The 25,331-nt window shown below is 64.0% G+C and carries 32 protein-coding genes; 11 read left to right on the forward strand and 21 right to left on the reverse strand.

The window, feature by feature from the left end; translation table 11 throughout:
- Positions 1 to 23: 23 nt before the first annotated feature.
- The 10 genes from arsB to ACP15N_RS07910 all read right to left on the reverse strand — a co-directional run bounded on the left by arsB (position 24) and on the right by ACP15N_RS07910 (position 7,141).
- Complete coding sequence (gene arsB, locus ACP15N_RS07865; protein WP_425091687.1) at positions 24 to 1,034, reverse strand: ACR3 family arsenite efflux transporter; 1,011 nt, start codon at positions 1,032 to 1,034, stop codon at positions 24 to 26.
- A 232-nt stretch (positions 1,035 to 1,266) separates the two neighbouring features.
- Positions 1,267 to 1,782, reverse strand: coding sequence for a ribosome maturation factor RimM (rimM, locus tag ACP15N_RS07870; RefSeq protein WP_425091688.1), 516 nt, complete (start codon positions 1,780 to 1,782; stop codon positions 1,267 to 1,269).
- A gap of 24 nt (positions 1,783 to 1,806) precedes the next feature.
- A complete protein-coding gene (locus tag ACP15N_RS07875) occupies positions 1,807 to 2,229 on the reverse strand; it encodes an EVE domain-containing protein (protein WP_425091689.1) in 423 nt (140 codons plus the stop codon).
- 3 nt (positions 2,230 to 2,232) lie between these two features.
- Complete coding sequence (gene bluB / locus ACP15N_RS07880; protein ID WP_425091690.1) at positions 2,233 to 2,862, reverse strand: 5,6-dimethylbenzimidazole synthase; 630 nt, start codon at positions 2,860 to 2,862, stop codon at positions 2,233 to 2,235.
- Between the two features lie 20 nt (positions 2,863 to 2,882).
- Positions 2,883 to 3,284, reverse strand: coding sequence for a 30S ribosomal protein S16 (gene rpsP, locus ACP15N_RS07885; RefSeq protein ID WP_425091691.1), 402 nt, complete (start codon positions 3,282 to 3,284; stop codon positions 2,883 to 2,885).
- Between the two features lie 51 nt (positions 3,285 to 3,335).
- Positions 3,336 to 3,644 (reverse strand): chorismate mutase, encoded by a 309-nt coding sequence (locus tag ACP15N_RS07890; RefSeq protein ID WP_425091692.1) that lies wholly within the window; start codon positions 3,642 to 3,644, stop codon positions 3,336 to 3,338.
- Complete coding sequence (locus ACP15N_RS07895) at positions 3,637 to 4,242, reverse strand: GNAT family N-acetyltransferase (protein WP_425091693.1); 606 nt, start codon at positions 4,240 to 4,242, stop codon at positions 3,637 to 3,639. The genes ACP15N_RS07890 and ACP15N_RS07895 overlap by 8 nt, the downstream gene beginning before the upstream one ends.
- Complete coding sequence (locus ACP15N_RS07900; protein WP_425091694.1) at positions 4,242 to 4,766, reverse strand: GNAT family N-acetyltransferase; 525 nt, start codon at positions 4,764 to 4,766, stop codon at positions 4,242 to 4,244. The genes ACP15N_RS07895 and ACP15N_RS07900 overlap by 1 nt, the downstream gene beginning before the upstream one ends.
- Positions 4,767 to 6,281 (reverse strand): signal recognition particle protein, encoded by a 1,515-nt coding sequence (gene ffh, locus ACP15N_RS07905; protein ID WP_425091695.1) that lies wholly within the window; start codon positions 6,279 to 6,281, stop codon positions 4,767 to 4,769.
- A gap of 281 nt (positions 6,282 to 6,562) precedes the next feature.
- Positions 6,563 to 7,141 carry an FMN-dependent NADH-azoreductase gene (locus tag ACP15N_RS07910; RefSeq protein WP_425091696.1) on the reverse strand — a complete coding sequence of 193 codons (579 nt, stop codon included), beginning with the start codon at positions 7,139 to 7,141 and terminating at the stop codon, positions 6,563 to 6,565.
- Positions 7,142 to 7,260: 119 nt separating this feature from the next.
- Here ACP15N_RS07910 and ACP15N_RS07915 point away from each other — a divergent pair, with 119 nt between their 5' ends.
- Positions 7,261 to 8,178, forward strand: coding sequence for a LysR family transcriptional regulator (locus ACP15N_RS07915; RefSeq protein WP_425092109.1), 918 nt, complete (start codon positions 7,261 to 7,263; stop codon positions 8,176 to 8,178).
- Here ACP15N_RS07915 and ACP15N_RS07920 read toward each other — a convergent pair.
- Positions 8,141 to 8,482 (reverse strand): ArsR/SmtB family transcription factor, encoded by a 342-nt coding sequence (locus ACP15N_RS07920; RefSeq protein ID WP_425091697.1) that lies wholly within the window; start codon positions 8,480 to 8,482, stop codon positions 8,141 to 8,143. The two genes, ACP15N_RS07915 and ACP15N_RS07920, sit on opposite strands and share 38 nt — an antisense overlap.
- Positions 8,483 to 8,712: 230 nt before the next feature.
- Between ACP15N_RS07920 and ACP15N_RS07925 the strand changes: the two genes are divergently transcribed.
- From ACP15N_RS07925 to ACP15N_RS07945, 5 genes are all read left to right on the forward strand, one after another.
- Positions 8,713 to 9,060 carry an AtpZ/AtpI family protein gene (locus ACP15N_RS07925; protein WP_425091699.1) on the forward strand — a complete coding sequence of 116 codons (348 nt, stop codon included), beginning with the start codon at positions 8,713 to 8,715 and terminating at the stop codon, positions 9,058 to 9,060.
- A complete protein-coding gene (locus tag ACP15N_RS07930) occupies positions 9,050 to 9,802 on the forward strand; it encodes a F0F1 ATP synthase subunit A (protein ID WP_425091700.1) in 753 nt (250 codons plus the stop codon). Before ACP15N_RS07925 ends, ACP15N_RS07930 begins: the two co-directional genes overlap by 11 nt.
- A gap of 67 nt (positions 9,803 to 9,869) precedes the next feature.
- Positions 9,870 to 10,106, forward strand: coding sequence for a F0F1 ATP synthase subunit C (locus ACP15N_RS07935; protein WP_425091701.1), 237 nt, complete (start codon positions 9,870 to 9,872; stop codon positions 10,104 to 10,106).
- A gap of 77 nt (positions 10,107 to 10,183) precedes the next feature.
- Positions 10,184 to 10,708: a F0F1 ATP synthase subunit B' gene (locus tag ACP15N_RS07940; RefSeq protein ID WP_425091702.1), complete on the forward strand. Its 525-nt coding sequence runs from the start codon at positions 10,184 to 10,186 to the stop codon at positions 10,706 to 10,708.
- A 5-nt stretch (positions 10,709 to 10,713) separates the two neighbouring features.
- Positions 10,714 to 11,277 carry a F0F1 ATP synthase subunit B gene (locus ACP15N_RS07945; protein WP_425091703.1) on the forward strand — a complete coding sequence of 188 codons (564 nt, stop codon included), beginning with the start codon at positions 10,714 to 10,716 and terminating at the stop codon, positions 11,275 to 11,277.
- 57 nt (positions 11,278 to 11,334) lie between these two features.
- Here the strand turns inward: ACP15N_RS07945 and ACP15N_RS07950 are convergent, their stop codons facing one another.
- The 3 genes from ACP15N_RS07950 to ACP15N_RS07960 form a co-directional block, all read right to left on the reverse strand.
- A complete protein-coding gene (locus ACP15N_RS07950) occupies positions 11,335 to 12,102 on the reverse strand; it encodes an FCD domain-containing protein (protein ID WP_425091704.1) in 768 nt (255 codons plus the stop codon).
- A gap of 57 nt (positions 12,103 to 12,159) precedes the next feature.
- Positions 12,160 to 12,789 carry an OmpA family protein gene (locus ACP15N_RS07955; RefSeq protein ID WP_425091705.1) on the reverse strand — a complete coding sequence of 210 codons (630 nt, stop codon included), beginning with the start codon at positions 12,787 to 12,789 and terminating at the stop codon, positions 12,160 to 12,162.
- An 87-nt stretch (positions 12,790 to 12,876) separates the two neighbouring features.
- Positions 12,877 to 13,755, reverse strand: a complete 879-nt coding sequence (locus ACP15N_RS07960; protein WP_425091706.1) for a methylated-DNA--[protein]-cysteine S-methyltransferase — start codon at positions 13,753 to 13,755, stop codon at positions 12,877 to 12,879.
- 111 nt (positions 13,756 to 13,866) lie between these two features.
- On the opposite strand from ACP15N_RS07960, the gene nth reads away from it, so the two are divergent.
- Together nth and ACP15N_RS07970 are read left to right on the forward strand one after the other, a co-directional pair.
- Entirely contained in the window at positions 13,867 to 14,511 is a 645-nt protein-coding gene (gene nth / locus ACP15N_RS07965) for an endonuclease III (protein ID WP_425091707.1), read from the forward strand.
- Positions 14,508 to 15,500 carry an adenosine kinase gene (locus ACP15N_RS07970; RefSeq protein ID WP_425091708.1) on the forward strand — a complete coding sequence of 331 codons (993 nt, stop codon included), beginning with the start codon at positions 14,508 to 14,510 and terminating at the stop codon, positions 15,498 to 15,500. The genes nth and ACP15N_RS07970 overlap by 4 nt, the downstream gene beginning before the upstream one ends.
- A 94-nt stretch (positions 15,501 to 15,594) precedes the next feature.
- On the opposite strand, the gene ACP15N_RS07975 is transcribed toward ACP15N_RS07970, so the two are convergent.
- Together ACP15N_RS07975 and ACP15N_RS07980 are read right to left on the reverse strand one after the other, a co-directional pair.
- Positions 15,595 to 17,052, reverse strand: coding sequence for an aldehyde dehydrogenase family protein (locus ACP15N_RS07975; protein ID WP_425091709.1), 1,458 nt, complete (start codon positions 17,050 to 17,052; stop codon positions 15,595 to 15,597).
- 25 nt (positions 17,053 to 17,077) lie between these two features.
- The gene (locus ACP15N_RS07980) at positions 17,078 to 18,370 is read right to left on the reverse strand and encodes an acetylornithine deacetylase/succinyl-diaminopimelate desuccinylase family protein (protein WP_425091710.1); all 1,293 of its coding nucleotides are present in this window, start codon (positions 18,368 to 18,370) and stop codon (positions 17,078 to 17,080) included.
- Between the two features lie 106 nt (positions 18,371 to 18,476).
- On the opposite strand from ACP15N_RS07980, the gene ACP15N_RS07985 reads away from it, so the two are divergent.
- Positions 18,477 to 18,740: a hypothetical protein gene (locus tag ACP15N_RS07985; RefSeq protein WP_425091711.1), complete on the forward strand. Its 264-nt coding sequence runs from the start codon at positions 18,477 to 18,479 to the stop codon at positions 18,738 to 18,740.
- 34 nt (positions 18,741 to 18,774) lie between these two features.
- Entirely contained in the window at positions 18,775 to 19,428 is a 654-nt protein-coding gene (locus tag ACP15N_RS07990; RefSeq protein ID WP_425091712.1) for a DUF1523 family protein, read from the forward strand.
- Here the strand turns inward: ACP15N_RS07990 and ACP15N_RS07995 are convergent, their stop codons facing one another.
- The 3 genes from ACP15N_RS07995 to ACP15N_RS08005 form a co-directional block, all read right to left on the reverse strand.
- On the reverse strand, positions 19,429 to 21,786 hold the full coding sequence (locus ACP15N_RS07995) for an aldehyde dehydrogenase family protein (RefSeq protein WP_425091713.1): 2,358 nt from the start codon (positions 21,784 to 21,786) through the stop codon (positions 19,429 to 19,431).
- Positions 21,787 to 21,832: 46 nt separating this feature from the next.
- Positions 21,833 to 22,798 carry a deoxyribose-phosphate aldolase gene (gene deoC, locus ACP15N_RS08000; protein WP_425092110.1) on the reverse strand — a complete coding sequence of 322 codons (966 nt, stop codon included), beginning with the start codon at positions 22,796 to 22,798 and terminating at the stop codon, positions 21,833 to 21,835.
- Positions 22,799 to 22,942: 144 nt separating this feature from the next.
- A complete protein-coding gene (locus ACP15N_RS08005; protein ID WP_425091714.1) occupies positions 22,943 to 23,389 on the reverse strand; it encodes a DMT family transporter in 447 nt (148 codons plus the stop codon).
- Positions 23,390 to 23,506: 117 nt separating this feature from the next.
- Here ACP15N_RS08005 and rpe point away from each other — a divergent pair, with 117 nt between their 5' ends.
- Positions 23,507 to 24,196, forward strand: coding sequence for a ribulose-phosphate 3-epimerase (rpe, locus tag ACP15N_RS08010; protein ID WP_425091715.1), 690 nt, complete (start codon positions 23,507 to 23,509; stop codon positions 24,194 to 24,196).
- On the opposite strand, the gene ACP15N_RS08015 is transcribed toward rpe, so the two are convergent.
- Positions 24,193 to 24,501 carry a hypothetical protein gene (locus tag ACP15N_RS08015; protein ID WP_425091716.1) on the reverse strand — a complete coding sequence of 103 codons (309 nt, stop codon included), beginning with the start codon at positions 24,499 to 24,501 and terminating at the stop codon, positions 24,193 to 24,195. The two genes, rpe and ACP15N_RS08015, sit on opposite strands and share 4 nt — an antisense overlap.
- A gap of 160 nt (positions 24,502 to 24,661) precedes the next feature.
- The gene (locus ACP15N_RS08020) at positions 24,662 to 25,318 is read right to left on the reverse strand and encodes a GntR family transcriptional regulator (protein WP_425091717.1); all 657 of its coding nucleotides are present in this window, start codon (positions 25,316 to 25,318) and stop codon (positions 24,662 to 24,664) included.
- Positions 25,319 to 25,331: the final 13 nt, after the last annotated feature.

Raw genomic sequence — 25,331 nt, forward strand, 5'->3', positions numbered from 1 at the left:
GGGGGTGCCGCGGGCGGGATCGGTCATGCGGCGAACCGCGCCCGCGTGCGGTTGGCAAGTGCGACGAGGGTCAGCATCACCGGGACCTCCACCAGAACACCGACGACCGTCGCGAGGGCCGCGCCGGAATTCAGGCCGAACAGGCTGATCGCGACAGCCACGGCCAGTTCGAAGAAGTTCGACGTGCCGATGAGCGCGCAGGGCGCGGCGATACGGTGGGGCACCTCGAGCGCGTAGGCCGCCACGTAGGCGAGCGCGAAGATGGAATAGCTTTGCAGGATGATCGGCACGGCGATCAGCAGAATCACGAACGGGTTCGATACGATGGTCTGACCCTGCAATCCGAACAGGATCGCAACCGTCGTGATCAGGCCCAGCACCGAGTAGGGCTTGGCGCGGGCCTGAAACGCTTTGATTGCAGCGTCGGTCCCGAGCTTTTTGCGGGTCACAATCCCTGCGATCAGGGGCAGGGCGATAAAGAGCAGAACCGACAGCACGAGGGTCTCCCACGGCACTGCGATATCGCTGACACCCAGCAGGAAGGCCACGATGGGCGCAAAGGCGATGACCATGATCAGGTCGTTCACCGAGACCTGCAAAAGTGTATAGGTCTCATCCCCGCGGGTGAGTTGCGACCAGACAAAGACCATCGCGGTGCACGGTGCCGCCCCCAGAAGGATCAGGCCCGCGATGTATTGCGCGGCGTCCTCGGGTTCGATGAAGGGCGTAAAGACATGCTCGAAGAACAGCACCGCAAGCGCCGCCATGGTGAAGGGCTTGATCAGCCAGTTGACCACCAACGTGATGAACAGCCCCTTCGGCTGGCGCGCCACATCGCGCAGCGAACCTGGGTCGACGCCGACCATCATCGGGTAGACCATCGCCCAGATCAGCACCGCGACCACTAGGTTCACGCTGGCAAGTTCCGCCGCCGCAATGGCTTCGACGAGGCCGGGGGCAGCGAGCCCGATGAGGATGCCTGCCATCATCGCCAGCCCGATCCAGACCGAGAGGTATCTTTCGAAAATGCCCATGCGCGGTCGTCGGGTTCTCTATCAGGCGGAGGCTGTGCCGGTCCGTGTCATTTCCGGCTGCAAACCCGGCATGCGGCCGAAAGACTAAAGGGAGGGCGACGTCGATGGCAATGCCGACAGAGCGCCAAATTCAAAGGTGTTGCGACCCTGCCTTGTCGCATCGAAATCCGGGAGCGAGATGCGGGCCACGGGCCGGGGGCGCGCCGTTGGAACGGCGAGTTGGGGGCGGGGTCTAGTCTTGTTTAAACGTGAACACCCCATCGGGCGGGTCGGTGACGATGCGGCCTGTGGTCAGATCTACCGTGGGCACAGCCTCGCGGGTGAAGGGCAGAAGGGCAGAGCCCTTGAGTGCTGCGCCGCGCACCTCCAGCAGGTCGCCCGCGCCGTGATTGTGAACGGCGGCGACCTTGCCCAGCACCATGCCGCCGGTATCGACCACCTCCAGCCCCATCAGGTCCGTGTGGTAGAACTCGTCATCGGGCAGGTGCGGCAGGGCAGTGCGGTCCGCATAAAGCCGCGTGCCCTTGAGTGCCTCTGCCTGTTCCTTGGTGCGCGCAATATCGAGCCGTGCGGCGAGGCCGTTCTTGATCTGCCCGGTGAGTTTCAGCGTCACGGTGCCCCCGTCTTCGAGCGAGAGAGGGTTGTAACCGGCGATATCCTCCGGCTCGGCGCAGAAGCTCTTGAGTCGGATCTCTCCCTTCACGCCAAAGGAGCCCGCCACCGCGCCAACGCAGATCTTGTCTTTCATCCGATGTTTTCCCCTTCGGTGGGCTTAGCCATTCTGACACATCCTTTGAGCGATTTCCTGAAAATCGAGGGCACCGATCTCCAGTTGTCCGCGCTGGAACGTGCGGCCCCAATGGCGCGGCTCTGCCACGAAGCCCAGCCGTGACAGGAGCGGTCGGACCGGGGTCTCGGTGACAGACGCATAGTCGCAACTGCGCACCCACGAGGTGAAACCGATCCCGTCCCACTCCTTCTTCCAGGCGTCGCCTTCGCCGACGGTGCCAAGCGCGGTGAAGCATTCCAGCGGCTCGCCGCGGCGCGCTTCGTGGGGGGAGTAGTAGATCACGCCGTCGCCGGGGCTGACCTTGCGGATCGGGGCTTCCTTGCCACCCGAGAACAGGCAAAGGCCGTGGCGCACGGCGGCGTGCACGTAATCGCGTTCGGCCACGCCGATCCAGTAGCGCGGCATGGCTCAGCGCTCCTCAACCGCGAGGGTGGTGCTGCGCGTATCCCACCCGGCGGTTTCCAGTTCGGGCGTTTCGCTGTCCAGTTGCGGCCATCCGAGGCAGAGGTAGCCCACCAGATGCCAGCTTTCGGGGACGTCGAGCGCCTGGGTGAGCGCGTGCGGATCAAGGATCGAGACCCAGCCGAGCCCGAGCCCTTCGGCGCGGGCCGCCAGCCACATCAGCGTGATGGCGGAGACCACCGAGTAGCTGCGCATCTCGGGCATGCTGGCGGCCCCGAGGCCCGCGCCCTTGTTGGTGCCGTCATCGCAGAAAAACGCAAGTTGTTCCGGCGCGTCGCGCATGCCCGAGAGTTTCAGGCCCGCATAGACCTTGGCCTTGTCGCCCTGGTACCCTGAGAGCGCCCGGGCATTGGCAGCCTCGAAGTTCTGCAAGGCCGCGGCGCGCGCGGCGGCAGACGTGACGCGCACAACGCGCCACGGTTCCGAAAGCCCCACAGACGGCGCAAGGCGCACCGCCTCGAGGCAGCGCGCCAACGCCTCCGGCGGGACCGGATCGGTGCGAAAGCGGCGCACATCGCGCCGCCAGCGCATCAGGTTTGCCAGTTCGTCCCGAAACTCGGGCGAGAACGCGCGCAAGGGCCGGGGTCTGCGGCGGATTACTCCGCTGCAGCTTCCTCTGCCGCTTCTACTGCGGGCTCTTCCGCAGGCGCTTCGGTGGCTTCTGCGGCCTTGGCGGCTTTTTCTTCAGCGCGTTCCTGGGCCTTCTTGCCCGGCTTGGCTTTGTTGGGGTTGTTACGCTCTTTCTTTTCGAGCGTGCCCGCGGCTTCGAGGAAGCGGGAGACGCGGTCCGTTGGCTGCGCGCCCTGGTCGAGCCAGTACTGCACACGCTCCATATCGAGCTTCACGCGGTCCTCGCTGTCTTTGGGCAGCAGCGGATTGTAGGTGCCCAGCTTTTCGATGAAGCGGCCATCGCGCGGCATGCGGCTGTCAGCTGCGACAACGCGGTAGAACGGGCGCTTCTTGGAGCCGCCGCGGGCGAGACGAATTTTCATAGCCATTTTGTAGTTCTCCTTGGATGTTCTGAGCGGGGCCTGCGCCCCAAGTCTTTGTCAGGATTGATGTTTCTTGTGGTGTTGGATCACTTCCTGAATGATGAAATTCAGGAAGGCCTTGGCGAAATCGGGGTCAAGATCGGCCATGTCCGCCAGGTCTTCGAGCCGGTCGATCTGCGCGGCTTCGCGCGTGGGATCGGACGGGGGAAGGTCGTACTGCGCCTTGAGCCGCCCCACGGCCTGCGTGTGCTTGAACCGTTCGGCCAGCGTGAACACGAGGATCGCGTCCAGCCGATCGATACTGTCGCGGTGTTCGGCCAGCACTTCGGCCGCGCGGGTCACGGGATCGGTCGCGGTGTCAGTCAAGGGGGAAGCCTTTCGGTTTGAACAGGGGATCGGCGTAATGGCTGATCTCCATCTCGATGCCGTGGGCCAACTGGCTGTCGGCGAGCGCCGCCGGGGCCGGGTGGCGGTAGACAACGTCACTGCCATCAACGGTCGTGGCAGTCTTGTCCTTGGTGGCGCCCAGCCGTTCGGCCAGTCGAATGCTGTCGAGGTCCTTGGGGTCGAGGTAGCTGACCGCACCTTCCCAGCCTCGGGTGTCGTAGAAATATCGCCGGCAGGCATGGGTTGCCTCCAGCGCGAAGCCATGGCCGGACTTCTCGGGCCAGATGATCCAGGCAATCTCGCGCTCGGGCCATTTCGCTGGCTGCCAGCCGCCCGCCATGCCGTAGGTTTCATCCGTCGCCTTGTCGTGGATCATCCACATGCCGAAGCCGCGAATTTCCCAATGCCCGATTTCAGCCGCGTACAGCATCCAGGTTTCATACGCGTTTAGTGGCCCGCCCATGAAGCGCGAGCGATAAGAGGCAAAGGTCGCCTTGAAGTTCGGATAATCCTCGGGGTCGGGGCCGCGCAAGACCAGACGCCGGGTTTCCAGCACGGGGATGTCGCGGTGGCCCATCAGACGGCCTCCGGGGCGGGGTGGCGCCAGATCGTCATGGGTCCGAACGCGGCATGGTCGAACATGCCGTCGGGATAGCAACCGAGGCGGTCTGCCAGTTTTTCCGACCGGGTGTTGCCGGGGATGATCAGGCTGATCACCGTGTCCCAGTCGAGCACGTCATAGACGTATTTGCGCGACGCAAACGCGGCCTCCTCGGCGTAGCCGTGGCCTTCGGCACCCTCGAACAGGGACCACGCAATCTCGGGCTCGGGCCAGCTTTCGGGCATATAGGGGCCAGCAAGGCCAAGCGGCGCGTCGGTTGCCTTGTCGGCGATGATCCAGCGGCCATAGCCACGCAAGTGCCAATGCCCGACGGTCATCGTCATGCGGTCAAACGCGTCCGAGGCCTTGAATGGTCCGCCCACCCCGGCAGATCGCGGGCTTTCCAGAAACGCGCCATAGGCGTCCGCGTCACTGGGTTGCGGTGCGCGCAGGCGCAGGCGGGCTGTTTCCAGCGTGGGGATTTTGACGAGGGTGGCCATCTACTTCTTCTTGCCGAACCCGCTCAGCCCCGGGGGCAGGCTGCCGCCGCCCAGACCGGGCAGGCCACCGCCGGGCATCTTGCCCATCGCCTTGGCCGCTTTTTCCAGATCGGCCGGGTTCATGCCGCCCATGTCGCCGCCGGGCATTCCGCCGGGCATCCCGCCCTTGCCGCCCATCAGCGCGCCAAGGTTCCGCATCATGCCCTTCTTGCCCATTTTACCCATCTTTTTCATGGCGTCGGCCATCTGCCGGTGCATTTTCAGCAGTTTGTTGAGGTCGCTGACCTCCATGCCCGCGCCCTTGGCGATGCGTTTCTTGCGCGAGGCTTGCAGCAGGGCAGGATTGGCGCGTTCCTTCTTGGTCATCGACTGGATCAGGGCGATCTGGCGGCGGATGACCTTGTCGTCGAACCCGGCCTCGTCGAGCTTGCCCTTCATCTTGGACATGCCGGGCATCATACCCATCAGCCCTTCGACGCCGCCCATCTTTTCCATCTGCTCCAGCTGGCCGCGCAGGTCGTTCATGTTGAACTGGCCTTTCTGGAAGCGCTTCATCATGCGCTCGGCCTGTTCGGCCTCGATCGTTTCCTGCGCTTTTTCCACCAGCGCCACGATGTCGCCCATGCCGAGGATGCGGCCCGCGACGCGGTCGGGTTCGAAGGTTTCGAGCGCGTCCATCTTCTCGCCCAGGCCCACGAAGCGGATCGGGCGGCCGGTGATTGCGCGCATTGACAGGGCCGCGCCGCCGCGCCCGTCGCCGTCCATCCGGGTCAGGACGACGCCGGTGATGCCGATTCGGTCGTCGAAGTTTTCGGCCGTGTGCACGGCGTCCTGACCGGTCAGACCATCGACGACCAGCAGCGTCTCGCGCGGGTTCGCGACGTCGCGCACCGCTTCGACCTGCGCCATCAGTTCCTCGTCGATCGACAGACGACCAGCGGTGTCGAGCAGGTAGACATCATAGCCGCCGAGGGCCGCTTGCGTCTTGGTACGCTTGGCGATGGCGACCGGGTCTTCACCCTTGACGATGGGCAGCGTGTCAACGCCGATCTGGACGCCGAGGATTTGCAGTTGCTCCATCGCCGCCGGGCGGTTCACGTCGAGCGAGGCCATCAGGACCTTCTTGCCCTCGCGCTCTTTCAGGCGTTTGGCGATCTTGGCGGTGGTGGTGGTTTTGCCGCCGCCCTGCAGGCCGACCATCAGGATCGGGGCAGGCGGGTTGTCGATCTTCAGCGCGCCCGGATCTTCGTCACCTTTCAGGACATGGACAAGCTCGTCATGGACGATCTTGACGACCTGCTGGCCCGGGGTGACGGATTTCGTCACCGCCTGTCCGGTGGCCTTTTCCTGCACGGCCTTGATGAAGTCGCGCGCCACGGGCAGCGAGACGTCGGCTTCCAGCAGGGCCACGCGCACCTCGCGCAGGGCGGTGGCGACGTCGGCCTCCGACAGCGCGCCCTGTTTGGTCAGCCGGTCGAAGACACCCGAGAGGCGGTCAGAGAGATTTTCGAACATGTCGTCTTCCTTGTCGGTTCTCTCGGGTCAGATAAGCCCAGTTGCTGCGAAACCCCATGGCCCAAAGCAGAAAAGCACCCGTGGGCGCAACGCGCTGACGGGTGGCGATCCCTGCACTGAGGCATGGGACCGGAGGGCGATGGCTCTCCGGAAGTTGGGGGCGTATCGCGCAAGCGGGGGCGCGAGTCAAGTCTGGCAGGGCTTTGGAGCCTCGGGCGAGGTATTTTCAGACTTGCATGGGGACCGCTGCGCCCCGGTGGCCGGGGCGCGGTGGTCTGGCATTACGCGGCGAGCGCGTCGATGGCGGCGGTGGCTTTGGCCATGGACGCGTCGGCATCGACCATCATGCGGTCTGCGGCGACCACTTCGACCTCATGGATCCCGATGAAGCCAAGTACGTGTTTCATGTAGTCGGTGGCAAAGTCGATGGCGCTGCCCACTTCGGTGCCGCCCGAGGCGATGACGAGAATGGCGCGTTTGCCTTCGAGCAGACCCACCGGGCCTTCGGCGCTGTATTTGAAGGTTAGGCCCGCGCGGGCGACCAGATCGATCCAGGCCTTAAGGGTGGAGGGGATGCCGAAATTCCAGATCGGCAGGGAAATCACGATCGTGTCGGCCGCTTGCAGTTCGGCCACGAGGGTGTCGGACAGGCCGAGTTTGGCGCGCTGGTCGTCGGTGCGGTCCGTTGCCGGGGTGAAGTTTGCGCCGATCCACTCGGCGTCCACTGCGGGCAGGCCACCGGTGATGTCGCGCGCGACGACTTCCGGGGCGCCGAGTTGGGCGATCACCTTGTCGGCGAGGTCGCGGGAGATGGACTGGTCCTTGCGGGGGGAACTGTCGATGCGCAAAACGGCGGTCATGGTTGGTGTCCTTTTCAAAGGGATGTGATTGTGCGTCTGGGGAGCAAGTTAGCCCTTGCAAAATTTCACACAATTGCGAAGATCAAACAAAGAGTGTTGATGGATGCACAATTATGCCGATTGAAAACTGGGATGAAATTCGAACCGCCTATCAGGTGGCGCGTCTGGGCACGGTCAGTGGCGCGGCGGATGTTCTGGGCGTACACCACGCGACCGTGATCCGTCATATCGACAGTCTGGAACAGCGGCTGGGGGTCAAGCTCTTCCAGCGCCACGCGCGCGGCTACACTGCGACAGATGCCGGGCAGGACCTGTTGCAGGTGGCCAAGGTCACGGCGGACCAGTTCGACCAGTTGTCAGGTCGGTTGCATGGGCACGGAGCCAAGGTCACCGGGGAGTTGATCATCACGTCGCTTGATCTGTTGTCGCCGTTGCTGGCGCCGATCATCGCCGGGTTTCAGGCAGAGCATGACGATCTGGTGGTCAAGTTCCTGACCGACAACCGGGTGTTCCGGCTGGAATACGGGGAGGCGCATATAGCGATCCGGGCAGGCAACAAGCCCGAGGATCCCGACAATGTCGTCCAGACACTCGACCGGCAGGCAACGGCGATCTATGCCACGAAGGCTTACCTGGATGCGCATGGACCCATTGATTGCGACGGCGATTTCGAGGGCCATCGCATCGTGGGGTATGCGGATGACAATCCGCGTGCGCCGTTCTCGAAATGGATGCGGGATCACGTGCCGTCAGAGCGAATTGTGTACCGTGCGTCGAACATCCGGTCGGCCTGCGATGCGGTCATTGCCGGGGTCGGCGCAGGGTTTCTGCCGGTGTGGCAGGCGGAATTGCATGACCATCTGGTCCCGGTATGCGACGCGCGCGAGGAGTGGGCGTCGCGCATCTGGCTGATCACGCACGTGGACCTTCATCGCACCGCGAAGGTTCAGAGTTTTACCACCTATCTCAAAGAACACGCGAAAGGCTGGCCGCAGGGGGCTAACTCTGCGGCGGGGACTCGGGTTCAAGTTCCGTAGCGAGAAACCGTTCGAAGGCATCGAGATTGACTGCTTCGAACTGGCCGAAGCTTTGCATCCAGATGCTGGCATCGCGCAGCGCGTCCGGCTCCAGCTTGCACCATTTCACGCGCCCGCGCTTTTCCTGGCTGATCAGTCCGGCGCGGGTCAGGATGGTGAGGTGCTTGGAAATTGCCGCCAGCGACATCTCGAACGGGTCGGCCACGTCGGTGACGGCCATGTCATCCTCCAGCAGCATCATCAGGATTGCGCGCCGGGTCGGGTCGGCAAGAGCGGAAAAAACCGTGTCGAGGGGCTGAGCCATACCCCCTGCGCTAGCGGTCATGTCGCCAATCGTCAACTGAATGGTTGAATATGGAAAATCCCCCCTTGGCCCGCCTGGTGGCGCTAACGCATGGCGGTACAGGCTGTCGCACCTTATGAAAATATAATAAAAACAGGTATTTGACGGAGTGCTGTTTGCATGTGCAGCGCGTTGACTCCGGGGGCGCCCGACCCTAGCGTGCGCTCAAATCCATCGGAGGGGCATTTGCCTTGGCGGACGATCCGCACCGCGAAAAGCTCAGGGCGCTTGAGGAGCGGATCGACGCGCTCAAGGGCGCACAGGCACCGGCCCCGGCGAAGGAAGAGCACTACAGCCTCGCTCAGCATGCGTGGCGGATGGTGATCGAACTTGTGGCCGGTCTTGGGATCGGCTTTGGCATCGGGGTCGGGCTGGACGCAGTGTTCGGGACCAAACCCTACCTTCTGGTGCTGTTTACATTGCTGGGCTTTGCCGCCGGGGTCAAAACGATGATCCGCACGGCGCAGGAGCTTCAGGAAGAGCGCATACAGGCGGCCGCGGCCGCAACGGACGAAGAGGAAACACATCGTGGCGACTGAAGAAGGCGGAAAGCTCGAATTCCATCCGATGGATCAGTTCATCGTCAAGCCGCTGTTCGGCGAGGCGGGCGACCCGGTCCACTTCTACACGATTACCAACGTCACGTTGTGGATGGCGCTGGCCGTCGTGGCGATCGTTCTGCTGCTGGTGGTGGGCACCCGTGGACGCGCGATCATCCCGAGCCGCGCCCAGTCCATCGCCGAGCTGATCTACGGCTTCGTCTACAAGATGGTCGAGGACGTGACCGGCAAGGACGGGATCAAGTACTTCCCCTATATCTTCACCCTGTTCCTGTTCATCCTGTGTTCGAACTTCCTCGGGCTGATCCCGATGAGCTTTACCACAACGTCCCACATTGCCGTCACGGCGATCATGGCGATGGCGGTGTTCCTGACAGTGACCATTCTGGGCTTCGTCAAGAATGGCGCAGGGTTCCTGAGCCTGTTCTGGGTGTCGTCCGCGCCGCTGGCGTTGCGCCCGATCCTCGCGGTGATCGAGGTGATCTCGTATTTCGTGCGCCCGGTCAGCCACTCCATTCGTCTGGCAGGCAACATGATGGCCGGTCACGCCGTTCTGAAAGTTTTCGCAGGCTTTGCGCAGGTCGCCGCGGTCGCGCCCATCGCGATCCTCGGCGTGGTGGCGATCTACGGGCTCGAAGTGCTCGTGTCCGCCATCCAGGCCTACGTCTTTACCATCCTCACTTGCGTGTATCTGAAAGACGCACTGCACCCGCATCACTAACACCCCGGGCGGGGCAGGTGCCCCGGTCGACCCCTGAATTCCAATTCCATCGTAAGGAGAGACGATCATGGAAGGCGATATCGCACAACTCGGTCAGTTCATCGGCGCAGGCCTCGCAGCAATCGGTTCCGGCGCAGCCGCAATCGGTGTGGGCCACGTTGCCGGCAACTTCCTCGCAGGCGCCCTGCGCAACCCGTCGGCCGCCGCCGGTCAGACCGCGACGCTGTTCATCGGCATCGCGTTCGCAGAAGCGCTGGGGATCTTCGCATTCCTCGTCGCTCTGCTGCTGATGTTCGCCGTCTAAGCACCTCTTGCGATCCTTACGGTCGGGTTGGCCCCGTGCGGGCCGATCCGATGTGACCGAAGGCCAAGGAGGGAAACATGGCAACAGACGCAACAGACGCTGCCGCGTCCGCACCGGGCATGCCGCAGCTCGATTTTTCGACGTTCCCGAACCAGATCTTCTGGCTCGTGATCACGCTCGTGGTGATCTACCTCGTGCTGACGAAGGTTGCTTTGCCCCGGGTCGCCTCGGTTCTGGCCGAACGCAGTGGTACGATCACCAATGATCTGGCCGCCGCCGAAGAGCTCAAGCTGAAGGCGGTCGAGGCGGAAGAGGCCTACAACAAGGCTCTGGCCGACGCGCGCGCGGAAGCCCAGAAGATCGTGGCGGAAGCCAAGGCCGAGATACAGGCCGATCTGGATGTGGCCACACAGAAGGCCGATGCGGAGATTGCTGCGAAGGCGGCTGAGTCCGAGAAAGCCATCGCCGAGATCCGCGAAAACGCGGTTCAGAGCGTGACCGAGGTGGCGAACGAAACAGCCGGTGCACTGGTCGGGGCGCTGTTGCCGCAAGCTGCGGGCACAGACGTGACCGCCGCCGTGGCCGCAAAGCTGAAAGGATGAGCAGGATGCGCATGCTGACACTCGCCCTTGCGGGAGCCTCGCTGGCTGCAACGCCTGCGTTTGCCGCCAAGGGGCCATTCTTTTCACTGGCCAACACCGATTTCATCGTTCTGATCTCGTTCCTGATTTTCGTCGGCATACTGGTCTACTTCAAGATCCCGGGAATGCTGAGCGGGATGCTGGACAAGCGCGCCGAGAGCATCAAGTCCGAGCTGGACGAGGCCAAGGCCCTGCGCGAGGAGGCCCAGACCATTCTGGCGTCCTATGAGCGCAAGCAGGCCGAGGTTGCCCAACAGGCGGAGGCGATCGTCAAGACCGCCCGCGAAGATGCCGAAGCGGCAGCGGCCCAGGCCAAAATCGATCTGGAAACCTCCATTGCGCGCCGTCTGGCCGCTGCGGAGGATCAGATCGCCTCTGCCGAAGCCTCTGCGGTGAAGCAGGTGAAGGACCAGGCAGTGGCCGTCGCCGTGGCAGCGGCTGCGGATGTGATCCGCGACAAGCTGACGGACAAGGACCGGACGGACATGATGGCCGCCGCGATCAAGGAAGTGCAGGCCAAGCTGCACTGATCTCAGGCTGATACAAGCAAAAGAAACCCGGGCATTCGCTCGGGTTTTTTCTTGCCGTCAGAGGGTCTGCGCGTGCTCGTAGCGCTGGCGGGCGATATCCTCGTTGCGCTCCATCTCGCGCCAGTCGGACAGGGAGCCCTCGACGAAGTCCAGATGCCGTTCGACCGCCTTGCGGGCCGCTTCCGGATCGCGGGCCTGGAGCGCATCGTTGATGGCGCGGTGCTGATTCAGAAGCTCGTCGCGTGTGGCGCGCTGTTTGAACATGATCTGGCGATTGTAGAACACGCCTTCCTGCAACAGTTGGAACATCGAGCGCATCATGTGCAGCATGATGATGTTGTGGCTCGCCTCGATGATCGACAGGTGGAACTCGGCATCGAGCTTTGCCTCCTCCGCCGGGTTCCGCTTGGCATGGGCGGCCTCCATCTTGCGGAAAACCGTGTCGACAACCTTCAGATCGGTTTCCGAGCCCAGTCGCGCGGCGCGGTCGGCGGCCATGGATTCCAGATCGCGGCGGAAGGCGAGGTAGTCGGACACCGCCTCGTCATGGGTGGCAAACAGGGTGATCAGCGCATCCGAAAACGCGGACCCCAGCACCTCGGCCACAAAGACACCCGCACCCGCGCGTGTCTCAAGCAATCCTCTGTCCTGAAGGTCTGCCAGCGCTTCGCGCAGCGACGGGCGTGAGACACCCAGCTTGTCCGCCAGTTCCCGTTCTGCGGGCAAACGTTCGCCGGGGCGCAGGATGCCGCGCAGGATCAGCTTCTCGATCTGGCGTACCACGGCATGGGAGAGTTTTTCGGACTGGATACGTTGGAATGGCATGCGACCTCCGGAATTGGTCAAATGATATGACCAACCTGGAGGCATGGCAAGGCGCGGTCAAACCGTGGGTGTGATCACAATCTCGACCCGCCGGTTTTGTGCGCGGCCCGCCTCGTCGAGGTTGGAGGCAACCGGGCGGTCCTCCCCCGCGCCGATGGCCACGATCCGGCCAGAGGGCACGCCGTTTTGCGTCAGCACGCTGGAGACAGAGGCCGCGCGGCGCTTGGACAGATCGAGATTGTAGGAGGCCGCGCCCGTGTTGTCGGTATGGCCGATGACCTGCACGGTGGTGTCTGGATAGGCCTGCAGGTTTTGAGCCAAGGCTGCGAGGTCCGATTGCAGCGTCGGTTGCAGCACGGCACTGTCCACGGGGAACAGGATGTCCTGCGGCATGGTCACGATCAACTCGCTGCCGGTATTGGTGATCTGGACCTGATCATTGCCCAGGGACTGGCGCAGCGCGGCTTCCTGCGCGTCCAGCTTGTCGCCGATGATCGCCCCGACCCCTGCGCCCACGGCGGCCCCGATCAGCGCTGTTTCCCGGTTGTTGGTCGCGCCCAGCAGGCCGCCGATGGCGGCCCCTGCGGCGGCGCCGGTGGCAGTTCTCTGGCGGTCTTCCGGAACAGCACACGCCGACAGCGCAACTGCACTGGCACTGAGGAAAATAAGAGGAAAACGCATACTCATGGGCCTGTGGCCTCCTTGCTCGATGTTTTTGAGCATAAAGGTATTGCCCCCCCGGTTATGCAATAGCAAAGGCGATTTTCGGAGGTTTTAGGCCGAGGCGCGCGCAGGGGCCGGGGTGTTGGCAGCTTGCTCGGCGGCCTCGTGGGCGAGCATGGCGCGTTTGACCGGCAGGCCCCAGTGATAGCCGCCCAGGCCGCCCGACTTGCGCAGGGCGCGGTGGCAGGGGATGAGCCAGCTGATCGGATTGCGCCCGACAGCGGTGCCCACGGCGCGTACCGCTTTGGGACTGCCGATGGCCTGCGCGATCTCTGAATAGGTCGTGACATGACCCGAGGGGATGCGCAGCAGGGCTTCCCACACCTTGATCTGGAAGGGCGCACCGGTCAGGAACAAGGGCGCTTTCGACAGGTGCGCAGCGTCCGCGCCGAAGGCGGTTTCCACCCAAGGGCGCAGGACTGTCGGATCCTCCACAAAATCAGCATTTGGCCAGCGGGAGACCATGTCTTCCATCGCGGCTTCCTCGCCGGTCTCAGCGGCAAAGGCCATGCCGCAGATGCCCTTGTCAGTGCCCATGACCAGCGTCAGGCCGAAGGGGCTGTCGAACCAGCCCCAGCGGATCGTCATGCCACCGCCCTTGCGGGCAAACGCGCCGGGGCTCATCGCCTCCCACGTCAGGAACAGGTCGTGCAGGCGTCCGGAGCCGGACAAGCCGACCTCGTGGGCAGCACTCAGGGTCGTGAAATTCTCAGACAGCAGGGATTTCGCGTGATCGAGCGTCAGGTATTGCTGATACCGTTTGGGCGAGACCCCCACATGCGCCGAAAACGTGCGCTGCAGATGCGCCGGGCTGAGGCCGGTGATGTCCGCCAACTCCTCCAGCGACAGAGGTGTGCCGCCCGCCGCATCGATTGCGTCGATGGCGCGGCGAATGACGTTGTAGTGGTAGCTTGTCTGCGGGTCGGACATGGCGGCTCTCCTTCGTCATTCAAGCTAGAGTGTTGCGGGCGTGCTCGCGACCCGGAATTTGCGGGAAAGCAACGCTTGCCCAGCCTGCGGGTGCGGGGCATACGGAGGGCCATGGCCAAGCAACTGCCCTATCACACGATCCGCGAGATTTTCACCCGGTTTCAGGCCGGTGATCCTGCCCCGAAAGGCGAGTTGGATCACGTGAACGCCTATACGCTGGTCGTGGCCGTGGCGCTGTCGGCCCAGGCGACCGACCTGGGGGTCAACAAGGCCACCAAGGAGCTGTTCAAGATCGCCGATACGCCGGAGAAGATGCTCGCATTGGGCGAAGAGGGCGTGATCGCGCATATCAAGACGATCGGGCTCTATCGCAACAAGGCCAAGAACGTCATCAAGCTGAGCCGCATCCTTGTGGAGGAGTACGGGGGCGAGGTGCCGAATTCGCGTGCCGCGCTGGAAAGCCTGCCAGGTGTCGGGCGCAAGACCGCCAATGTGGTGTTGAACATGTGGTGGGGGCATCCTGCGCAGGCGGTCGATACCCATATCTTTCGCGTCGGGAACCGGACCGGGATCTGCCCCGGCAAGGATGTGGTGGCTGTAGAGCGCGCAATCGAGGATCATATCCCGGTCGATTTCCAGCATCATGCGCATCACTGGCTGATCCTGCACGGGCGGTACATCTGCAAGGCGCGCAAGCCTGCCTGCGGCGTCTGCCCGATCAAAGACCTTTGCCAATTCGAGGACAAAAGTGAATGACCCAACCGTATCAGGTGGTGGGCATCGGCAATGCGATTGTCGATGTGCTCGCCCAGACCGATGACAGCTTTCTGGACCATATGGGGATAGAAAAGGGCATCATGCAGCTGGTCGACAAGCCGCGGGCGGAGACGCTCTATGGCGCGATGTCGGACCGGGTTCAGGCACCGGGCGGGTCGGTTGCCAACACGCTGGCGGGGCTGGGCGAGCTTGGTTTGCGCTGCGCGTTCATCGGGCGGGTCAAAGACGATGCGCTTGGCCGGTTCTATGCCGAGGGCATGGTCGCCGAGGGCACCGCGTTTCCCAACCCGCCCATGGCCGGGCTGGAGGCACCGACGTCGCGTTCGATGATCTTCGTGACCCCGGATGGGGAGCGGTCGATGAACACCTATCTTGGCGCGGGAGCCGATCTGGGACCCGAGGACGTGGCCGAGGAGGTGTTCGAGAGTGTCGGCCTGCTGTTCCTGGAGGGGTATCTGTTCGACAAGGTGCCCGGCAAGGCGGCGTTTGAGGCGGCCGCGCGCTATGCGCGGGCGGCGGGTGGGCACGCGGGGATTACTCTGTCCGACCCGTTCTGCGTGGATCGGCACCGGGCGGATTTCCAGAAACTGGTGGCGGATGACTTGAATTTCGTGATCGGCAACGAGCATGAGTTCAGGGCGCTGTACGAGGTAGACGATCTGGAGGCGGCGCTCGCGCAAGCGGCGGCGGTTTGCGACCTGGTCGTGTGCACGCAGTCGGGCGATCCGGTGATCCTGATCCGGGGCGACGAGCGGGCGGAAGTGCCGGTGCACAAGGTCGTGCCTGTGGATGCGACTGGGGCAGGCGACCAGTTCGCGAGCGGGTTCCTGTACGGGCTGGTGACAGGGCAGAGCCTTGAGACCTGCGGGCGCATGGGATGTGTCGCAGCGGCCGAAGTGATCAGCCATTTCGGCGCCCGACCAAAGACGGACGTGCGTGCGCGGTTTGTGGCCGAAGGCCTGATCTGAAGGAGCGGCCCTGCCGGGCCGCGTTCCCTTTGCCTCGCGCGCGGGGCGCGCTCAGGTGGCCTGCGCGAGGATGTTTCCCGGACTGACAGGCGTTTCAGCCGTGATGGGTGGCGACGGTCTTGAGCTGGGAAAAGCCGTAAAGCGCCTCGAACCCCTTTTCGCGCCCGTGGCCGGATTTGCCGACGCCGCCGAACGGCAGTTCCACCCCGCCGCCCGCACCGTAGTTGTTGACGAAGACCTGCCCGGCGCGGAGGCGTTTGGCGAGCCGCATCTGGCGCGCGCCGTTTTCTGTCCAGAGGCCCGCGACGAGGCCGTAATCCGTGCTGTTGGCGATGCGGACGGCGTCCTCTTCGGTTTCAAAAGGCAGGATGACCTGTACGGGGCCGAAGATCTCGTCCCGGGCAAGGGGGTGGTCGGGGGCAAGACCGCCGAGCAGGGTGGGGCGGACGTAATGACCTGAGCCCGGGGCATCCTCGACAACCTCGCCACGGGCGAGGACGGAGGTTTCGGGTGCGTCTGCCAGAAACCCCTCGATGATCTCTTTCTGACGGGCGGAGATGACGGGGCCGACATGCAGGTCTGCGCGCGCCGGGCCGACACGCAAGGCCTGGTAAGCCGCGGTCGTGGCGGCCTGCACTTCGGCCATGCGGGAGGTATGCACAAGGATGCGTGAGGCGGCAGAGCAGGTCTGTCCGGCATTCTGAATGCCCGCGTTGACAAGGAATGGCATGGCCCGGTCGAGATCGGCATCCTCGAACACGATCTGGGGGGATTTGCCGCCCAACTCCAGTGTGACGGGGACGATGTTCTGCGCCGCCGCTGTCTGAACGAGCGTGCCCACGGGGACCGAGCCGGTGAAGCTGAGGTGATCGACATCCGGGTGTGCCGACAGGGCGGCCCCGGCCTCTGCCCCAAGGCCCGGCACCACGTTCAACGCACCTGCGGGAAAGCCGACGTCATTGGCAAATCGCGCGAAGGCGAGTGCGGTCAGACAGGCTTCCTCGGCGGGTTTCAGCACGCAGGCGTTGCCCATCGCCAGGGCCGCGCCAACAGAGCGCCCGATGATCTGCATCGGGTAGTTCCACGGGACGATATGGCCGGTTACGCCGTGGGGTTCGCGCAAGGTGTAGACGGTGTAGCCCTGTTGATAAGGGATCGTTTCGCCCATTACCTTGTCGGCCGCCCCGCCGTAGAATTCCAGATACCGGGCCAGCGCCAGTGCGTCGGCCCGGGCTTGCGAAAGCGGTTTGCCGACGTCGCGGGCCTCCATCTCTGCCAGCCAGTCGGCTTTCTCGGCCACGCGCGCGCCAAGTCTGGCGAGCAGGCGGCCGCGCTCCGTCGCCGTCAGCGCCCCCCATGTCCCATCAAGGGCCGCGCGCGCGGCGCTGACCGCCGCGTCGATGTCCTGCGCCTGCCCACGAGCGATCCTTGCAAGGTCGGACGCGTCCGACGGGTCGATCAGGTCAAGCGTTGCCGTCGGTTTCCGCCACGTGCCGCCGATCAGCATCTCGTCCGTGGCAAAGCCTGTGGTGTAGCGCGGTGTCTGAAGCATCCCGGTGTCCTCCCCGTCGGAGAGGTTACGGGGCGGGCGACGGGCTCACAAGCAACTCTTGCAGGGTCAGGGCCATCACGCGCGCGCTGTCGAGCATATCGTCGACCCCGACCCATTCGTCGGGCTGATGTGCCAGGTCGAGGATGCCCGGACCATAGGCGATGCAGTTTTTCAGCCGTCCGATCCGGTCGATGTGTTTCTGGTCATAGGTGCCGGGGCTGACCACGTAATCGGGTTGCCGGGCCAGCACGCGTTCGATCGCGGCGGCGACGGTGCGGACGATCGGCGCGTCGCGGTCTGCCATGGTCGGGGCAACCTCAAACAGCTCGCGCACCTCGTACTCGAACCCGGGGCGGTCGGTCTTGACCCGCTCCAAGAGGGAGGTGACCTCTGCCTTTACCTCGGTGATGTTTTCTTCGATCAGGAACCGGCGGTCGAGGATGATGCGGCAGCGGTCAGCCACGCAGGGCGCTGGCAGGCCGGTATAGTCCGGATCCTGTTCGGGCTCGCCACCATGGATGGAGTTGATGTTAAGCGTGGATTGCCGCGCGCCTTCGGGCACCACCGGCATCTCTGTCCGCTTGGTGGCCAGATGCGGATAGAGCACCGTTTCGATCTCATGCAGGACGGCGCCCATGTGGCGGATCGCGCTGTCGCCCAGAAACGGCATGGAGCCATGGGCAATACGGCCCTTGGTTTCAATCTCGGCCCACCAGACGCCGCGATGGCCAAGACAGATGCGGTCCTTGTTGAGCGGTTCCGGGATGATCACGTGCTGGACGCGGGCGGGGTCGAAGTAGCCTTTCTCTGCCAGATAGGCGACGCCGCCGAACCCGCCGGACTCCTCGTCCGCCGTTGCCGATATCTCGACCGCGCCGGCGAAGTCGGGATGCACGTCGAGAAACGCCTCTGCCGCGATGACGGAGGCGGCAAGCCCGCCCTTCATGTCGCACGCGCCGCGCCCGTAGATGCGCCCGTCGTCCAGTTCGCCGCCGAATGGGTCGCGGGTCCAGCCATGACCGACCTCCACCACGTCGTGGTGCGAGTTGAAATGCACGCAGTCGCCGGGCTTTGAGCCGCTGCGTCGGGCCACGAGGTTCCAGCGCGGGTGGGTGTCGCTGTCGGCCGGCGCGCCGGTTGCGCGGATCATCTCGCACACGAACCCGTTTTCCGCGAGGCGCGCGCCCAGATACTCGCATACCTCAAGGTAGTTGCGCCCGGGGGGGTTCAGCGTTGGAATGCGGATCAGGTCCCGGGTCAGCGCGATCAGGTCGTCGCGCCGGGCCAGAACGGCGGCGTGCAGGCGGGTATCATCCATACCGTGACGGTAGGCGGGGGCAGGCGGGCCGGCAATCCCCCGTGATTGCCCCTTTTCAGCGCGCCCTGTGCGACCCATCTGTTCAGGGTGAACTCAGGAGGGGTAAATGGCGTTTCTTCGTATCAGCCTGTTCGTTTTTCTGGCTGTGGCCGTGGTGCATATCCTGTTGGCCATGTTACAAAGATGGCGTAAGTCGCAGGAGTTGGAGCAGGACTGGCTGGACGCTGGCCAGCCCGGCCCGTTGAAGGACTACGTGACAGCCGGGATGGCCCCGCTGGAAAAGGATTTGAAACGGCGGTTGGTTTGGGGCGTTTACGTATTTCCCGCTCTTCTGACCGTGGCGCTGGCGGTGCTGACCAACTGGGACTGACCACTGCTGTCAGAGACAGCGAAAGGACATGGCAATGACGTATCTGCGTTGGGGTTTCAAACTGGTGCTGATCCTGCTGATCGGTGGCTTTCTGCATTACGTGCTGCCCAGCCATGACGTGGTGCGGATCGTGGACGCCTATGAACGCCGCGTGGATTTCACTGCCAACAATCGGATTTTCTGGTCCCGTCCCGACAGTGGCGCGCCGGATGTGGATAGCCGGGACGTGCGGTTCATCGATGCGGTCAAGACCAATGGACGTGAGATCGTTTACCGGAACGAGGACACCAGCTGGGGCTGGCCATTTTATTTCAAGTTTGATTCCAGTGATCTGAACGCGCGTGCCAAGGATCTGGTATCGCCCAGTTCCGATCCGCAATGGGTGGTCATCCGGAACTATGGCTGGCGGTCGAATTTCTTTTCCATCTTCCCAAATGCAACGAGCCTGCGCGTTGTGGACACGCCCGACCCGACCATAATTCCGTGGTTCAACATTGCCTTCTTTGCTGTTCTGGCGCTGATCGCCCTGCGCATCTGGCGTTGGTGGAGCCGGTTCGAAGAGGACAGGATCGAGCCGGTCATGGATGAGATTGCGATTTCATGGGGGCGCGAGAATGTCCGCCCGAACACGTTTCTCGGCCGGATCGGGCGCGCACTGGACTGGGTGCGCGGCAAGAAAAGCGCATGATCACGCGCCGTAAGGCACCCAGATTGTCTTGATTTCCGTTGCGGCCTCAAGCCATGTCCGCGCGTCCCTTTCCACCCCTGCCCAGTCATGGGACCGGCCGTAATTCACCCAGCTGCGCTTGAGGTTCCCGGCGGAGGCTTCCTCGATCTGTGCCGACAGGGGGCTGGAAGAAAATGACCAGACAGCGTCCACGCCCAGATGCGAAGCGAGTGGGCCCGCAAGATCGTTGTGGCACCCCGGCACGATGTTGACCACACCCGCGGGTACGTCCGAGGTGTCGAGCACCTGGTAGAAATCCGTGGCCGCAAGCGGGGCCGGTTCCGAGGGCACCAGCACCACGCGATTGCCCATGGCCAGCGCCGCGCCCATGATCGTGACAAGACCCAGCAGCGGCGCATCATCCGGGCACAGCGCGCCTATGACGCCGACGGGTTCGTGCATGGCCAGCGCCACGCCGCGCATCGGCACCGACTTGGCGGCTCCGTCGTACTTGTCGGCCCAGGCGGCCCAGGTAAAGAGGCGCGCGATGGACGCCTCGACCTCTGCCGCAGCCGTGCGGGCCTGCACACCCGTCAGCCCGCGCAGACGCTCGGTGAACTCGTCGTGACGGGCGCTGAGGTTTTCGGCAATGTAGTAGAGGATCTGGGCGCGCAGATGCGCCGTGGTCGTGCCCCATCCTTTCGCGGCTGTTGCGGCCTCCACCGCGTTGCGGATGTCCTTGCGGTTGCCGATCGGCGCGTGGCCCAGCAACCGGCCACGCGGGGACCAGATTGCCGTGGAATACCCCCCGTCGGGCCGCGCCTGCTTGCCGCCGATATACATCTTGGCGGTGCGGTCCACTCCGCCGTCCAATTCGGCCTCTTTCGGTGCAGGTTCAGGTTTGATCGGTTTCAGCGCCGGCCCGGGGGCGCTTGCGGGTTTGGTATAGGCGCGCAGGCCTTCCCACCCGCCTTCGCGGCCAAAGCCGCTGTCGCGAACTCCGCCAAATCCGGCGGCCGCATCGAACATGTTCGTGCCGTTCACCCACACAACGCCCGCGGCAAGTCTTGGCGCAATGTCGAGGGCGGTGTTCACGTTCTCCGTCCAGATGCTGGCGGCAAGGCCGTAGCGGGTGTTGTTGGCGACCTCAACGGCCTCTGCCGGGGTGCGGAAGGTGGTGGAAACCAGTACGGGCCCGAAAATCTCGTCCTTCATCAGTGGATCGGCGGGGGAAAGACCCGTGATCAGCGTCGGTGGGTAGTAACAGCCTGTCTCTGGCAGGGCTGCGGGGGCCGTGTGAATGGTTCCGGCAGTGTCAGTGACCATGCTGGCCACCCGGTCCAGCTGCACCGGGTCGATCATCGCGCCGACATCGATGCATTTGTCCATCGGGTCGCCCACGCGCAGTCCGGCCATGCGGGCGCGCAGCTTTTTCTCGAACCGGTCGGCGACACCCTCCTGGACCAATAGCCGTGATCCGGCACAGCAGACCTGACCCTGGTTGAACCAGATCGCATCAACCAGTCCCTCGACCGCCGAGTCGAGATCCGCATCCTCGAACACGATGTAGGGGGATTTGCCGCCCAACTCCAGCGTGAGCGCCTTGCCAGAGCCCGCTGTCACACGGCGGATCTCGCGGCCCACCTGGGTGGAGCCGGTGAAGGCCACCTTGTCCACGCCAGGGTGTGCGACCAGGGCCGCCCCTGTTTCGCCATTGCCGGTGACGATGTTCAGCACGCCTTTGGGCAGGCCCGCCTGCACCGACAGCTCCGCAAAAAGCAGGGCGGTCAGCGGGGTCCATTCCGCGGGTTTCAGCACCACGGTGTTGCCCGCAGCCAGCGCCGGTGCGACCTTCCAGGCCAGCATCAGGAGCGGGAAGTTCCACGGGATCACCTGAGCGCACACGCCATGCGGCGCGCGGTCCGGCAGGGCGCTGTCCATAAGCTGCGCCAGCCCGGCGTGGTAATAGAAATGCCGCTGCGCCAGCGGGATATCGATGTCGCGGCTTTCCCGAATGGGCTTGCCGGTGTCCAGCGTTTCCAGTGTCGCAAAGAGCCGGGCATGTTTCTGCAAGAGCCTCGCGAGCGCATACAGCACCTTTGCCCGCCGATGTCCGGGCAGTTTCGCCCACCGGGGCTGCGCGCGCCGCGCCGCCGAAACGGCAGCATCCACATCCTCCGCTGTGCCCTGGCTCAGCGTCGCAAGTGTCTCTGCCCGCGCAGGGTTTCGCGTTTCGAAATCCGCGCGGGGCGCGGCAAACGCACCGCCGATGAAATGCCCGAACGCGGCCCTGTGCCCGGCCAACCAAGCCCGCGCCGCGCTGTCGTCTTCAGGCGCAGGGCCATAGTCCGGAGCTTCGAAAATTTCTTTGACACCCATGCCCGCCCTCCTGGTTTCTTTTGTGCTCAAATACCTGACCTCCGACCTAGCCAAGCGCGTGCCGGTAGGAGGTCGAATACGCGCCGCTCACGTGATGGTCCAACTGGCGTTCGATATCGCCGAGCAACGACGATGCGCCGAAACGAAATAGATCGGGGTATAGCCAGCGCGGACCCAATTCCTCGTTCAGCAACATCAGATAGACCAGCGCATCTTTCGCTTTGGAAATCCCGCCTGCGGGTTTGTAGCCAACGCGGTGGCCGGTGATCTCGAAATACTCGCGGATCGTACGGATCATCACGAGGCTGACGGGCAGGGTCGCGTTGACGCTTTCCTTCCCGGTGGAGGTCTTGATGAAATCGGCTCCCGCCATCATCGCCACGATCGAAGCTTTCGCGACGTTGCGCAACGTGCCCAGTTCGCCGGTGGCAAGGATGGCCTTCAGGTGCGCCGCGCCACAGGCTTCGCGGAACGCTTTGACCTCATCGTAGAGCGCGCGCCAGTTCCCTTGCAACACGTGACGGCGGGAGATGACGATGTCGATCTCTTCGGCCCCGGCCTTGACGCTTTCGCGGATTTCCTTGACCCGCAGCTTGAACGGGCTGAGCCCAGCCGGAAAGCCGGTCGATACGGCGGCGACCGGAATGCCGGTGCCCTGCGAGGCCTCCACTGCCGTGGGCACCATTTCGTGGTAGACGCAGACTGCGCCGGTCGTGATCGGTGGCATGCCGAGGGCCTCCAGGATCGCAGGGGATACCGGCTGCCGGGCCTTTGCACACAGGCGTTTCACACGCCCTTCCGTATCGTCGCCGGACAAAGTGGTCAGGTCGATCATCGTGACCGCCTTCAGCAACCACGCGGCTTGCCAATCCTTCTTGAGACTGCGGCGGCCGGGCAGGGTTGCTGTCCGCCGTTCGATCGCGGAGGTGTTCGCGGTCATCGCTTCGACCCAGGACAGATCGAATGCGCCGCCGGGGTTTCTGGCGTTCGTTGTCTGCGGCAGGCCAACCACCGATGGGGCAGGTTCCGGTGCGGTTTTTGCCGTTGGTTTTCTGGCGGAGGATTTCGCAGCGCTCACGCGGGGCTCCCTTGGTCGTGCGGGTCGCAGGCTGACACGGGCGCGCGGTCCGCGCAAGCGCGCCGCCGGGTCAGATCGTCAGAACCGCGACAGAACAAGGCCCGCGGCCACAAGCATCACCGCTCCGATGCGCTGCGGCGTGATCTCACGTGAGGCCATGCCAAACGCGCCCATGGCATCGAGGACCAGCGCCGCAAGCAACTGGCCGAACACCAGTGCCGCGACCAAGCTGACCACGCCGATCTTGTCGACGCTCCAGGCGGCAGCCCAGACATAGATGGCGCCGAGCGCGCCACCGGTCCATGCCCACCACGGCAACGGCGCCAGCGCTGACAGGCTGGGGACCGTGCCGCGGGCCAGCACGATCGCACTGAGCACGACAAATCCGACCCCGAAGGAAATCGCGGCCGCCGAAACCGGATCGGCCGTTTGCCGGGCCAGCGTTGCATTTATGGGGGCCTGCGTGGCGATCCCCGCGCCGCCGAGGGCGACGGCCCCAAGGGCCAGCCAGTAGGTCAAGCTCATCATGATCCTCCGATTTGCGGTCTGAGCAGATCACGCGCCGCGCCCGGGGGCCAGAGCAATTGCACCCCCGGCCCGTGCAGGCTAAAGGGACGGCCAATCCACACAGGAGCCTGCGCCATGAGCTTTGACCGTTCCATCAAGATCGCGCCGTCGATCCTCGCCTCGGATTTCGCCAACTTCGGTGCGGAATGTGCCGCGGTCGAGGCGCAGGGCGCGGACTGGGTCCATGTGGACGTGATGGACGGGCATTTCGTACCTAATATCACGTTCGGCCCCGAGACCTGCAAAGCCATTCGCCCGCATATCAAGGGCATAATGGATGTGCACCTGATGATCGCGCCGGTCGATCCGTATATCGAGGCGTTCGCGGGCGCGGGCGCAGACGTGATCACCGCGCATCTGGAAGCCGGGCCGCACATTCACCGGACGCTGCAGGCGATCCGGGGGGCCGGGGCCAAGGCGGGTCTGGCGCTGAACCCGGGCACCGGGATCGACGCGGTTGCGCACCTGCTCGACATGATCGACCTTGTCTGCGTTATGACCGTGACCCCCGGCTTCGGAGGACAGAAGTTCATCCATAGCCAGATCGAGAAGGTCACAGCGCTGCGCCAGATGATCGGCGAACGTCCGATCCATATCGAGATCGACGGTGGGGTGACGCCCGAGACGGCGCCACTGGTGTCCGCTGCTGGCGCGGATGTTCTGGTTGCGGGATCGGCAGTTTTCAAGGGCGGATCGGTACAGAACCCGGCGCCCTATGGCGACAACATCGCCAATATCCGCGCTGCGGCAGAGGCGGCGGCCTAGGGGGCCTCGTCCGCCCAGAGCGCCGCGAGGACCCGCCCATCGGGCATCGGGTCGCCGCGCATCTCAAACGCGAAAAGGTCGGCGGATACCATCGCTGCAAGCCGGTAGAGCGCGGGGACACGGCTGTCCGGGGCGAAATCCTCTAGACCGTTCGCTGCGGAGGTCAGGGCAAACACCAGCGACAGGCCGGACGCATCCGGAAAGGCCTCGGCGATCGCGCGGGCGAAGGCGAAGTCGATGCGCTCCGCCCGGGCCGCGTCTTCGAGGACGCGCGCGATGATTGAATCGGTGAACAGTTCGGGCATGGGACTCACAAAACTCGTAAATAGGCGTCTGCGGTGACGCAATAGAGCCTGAGCTATACGCGGAATTTCGCGCGAGAATGAGGCTAAAAGTAGAATTCGAGGTTAATTGTGCGAAAGACGCACCGCAGTTCTGGATCAGCGCGGCCTTTGTCGCGCGATCTTATTCGGCGACCGATTTCAGCCCGGCCAGCAAATGGTGAAACTTCTCACCCTGCACGGCCACATGATCGCGCAAGAGATGGGCCACACCGTCCGCGTCCCCGGCTTCAAGCGCGTCGAGGATGCGGTGATGCTCCTCCATCGATTGGGCCAGGCGCCCCCTGAGTTGCAATTGCATTTTCCGAAAGGGCCGCAGACGTTTTTGCAGCCTGCGCACATCTGCTTCAAGAAAGGCATTGCCGGCCTGGGCATAGATCAGGCGGTGAAACCGCTCGTTTTCGCGGTAATAGGCATCGCTGTCACTTGAGGTAACTGCCGCCTCGCACGTTTCGTTCGCCAGCTTGAGCTCCGCGAGGGCGGCATCGGTGATGCGGGCCGCTGCCAGTCGCGCGCAGGCGGCTTCCAACTCGGCCATGTATTCGAACAGCGACAGCAGTTCGACCGGTCCCGGGTGGCGCACGAAGACGCCGCGCCGCGGAATTTGCTCGACCAGCCCTGCCATGGAGAGTTTGTGAAAAGCCTCCCGGATCGGCGTGCGCGAGACGCCGAAATGCTCTGACAGCTTGATCTCGTTCAACCTGTCGCCGTCATTGAACTGACCTGTCAGGATCATCTGCTCCAAGTCTTCTGCAATTGTGTCAGCGCGGCGGTTTTGCATGTCAGCACCTTCC

Origin of the sequence: Tropicimonas sp. S265A, assembly GCF_049800835.1 — a bacterium.
Lineage (GTDB): Bacteria > Pseudomonadota > Alphaproteobacteria > Rhodobacterales > Rhodobacteraceae > Dinoroseobacter.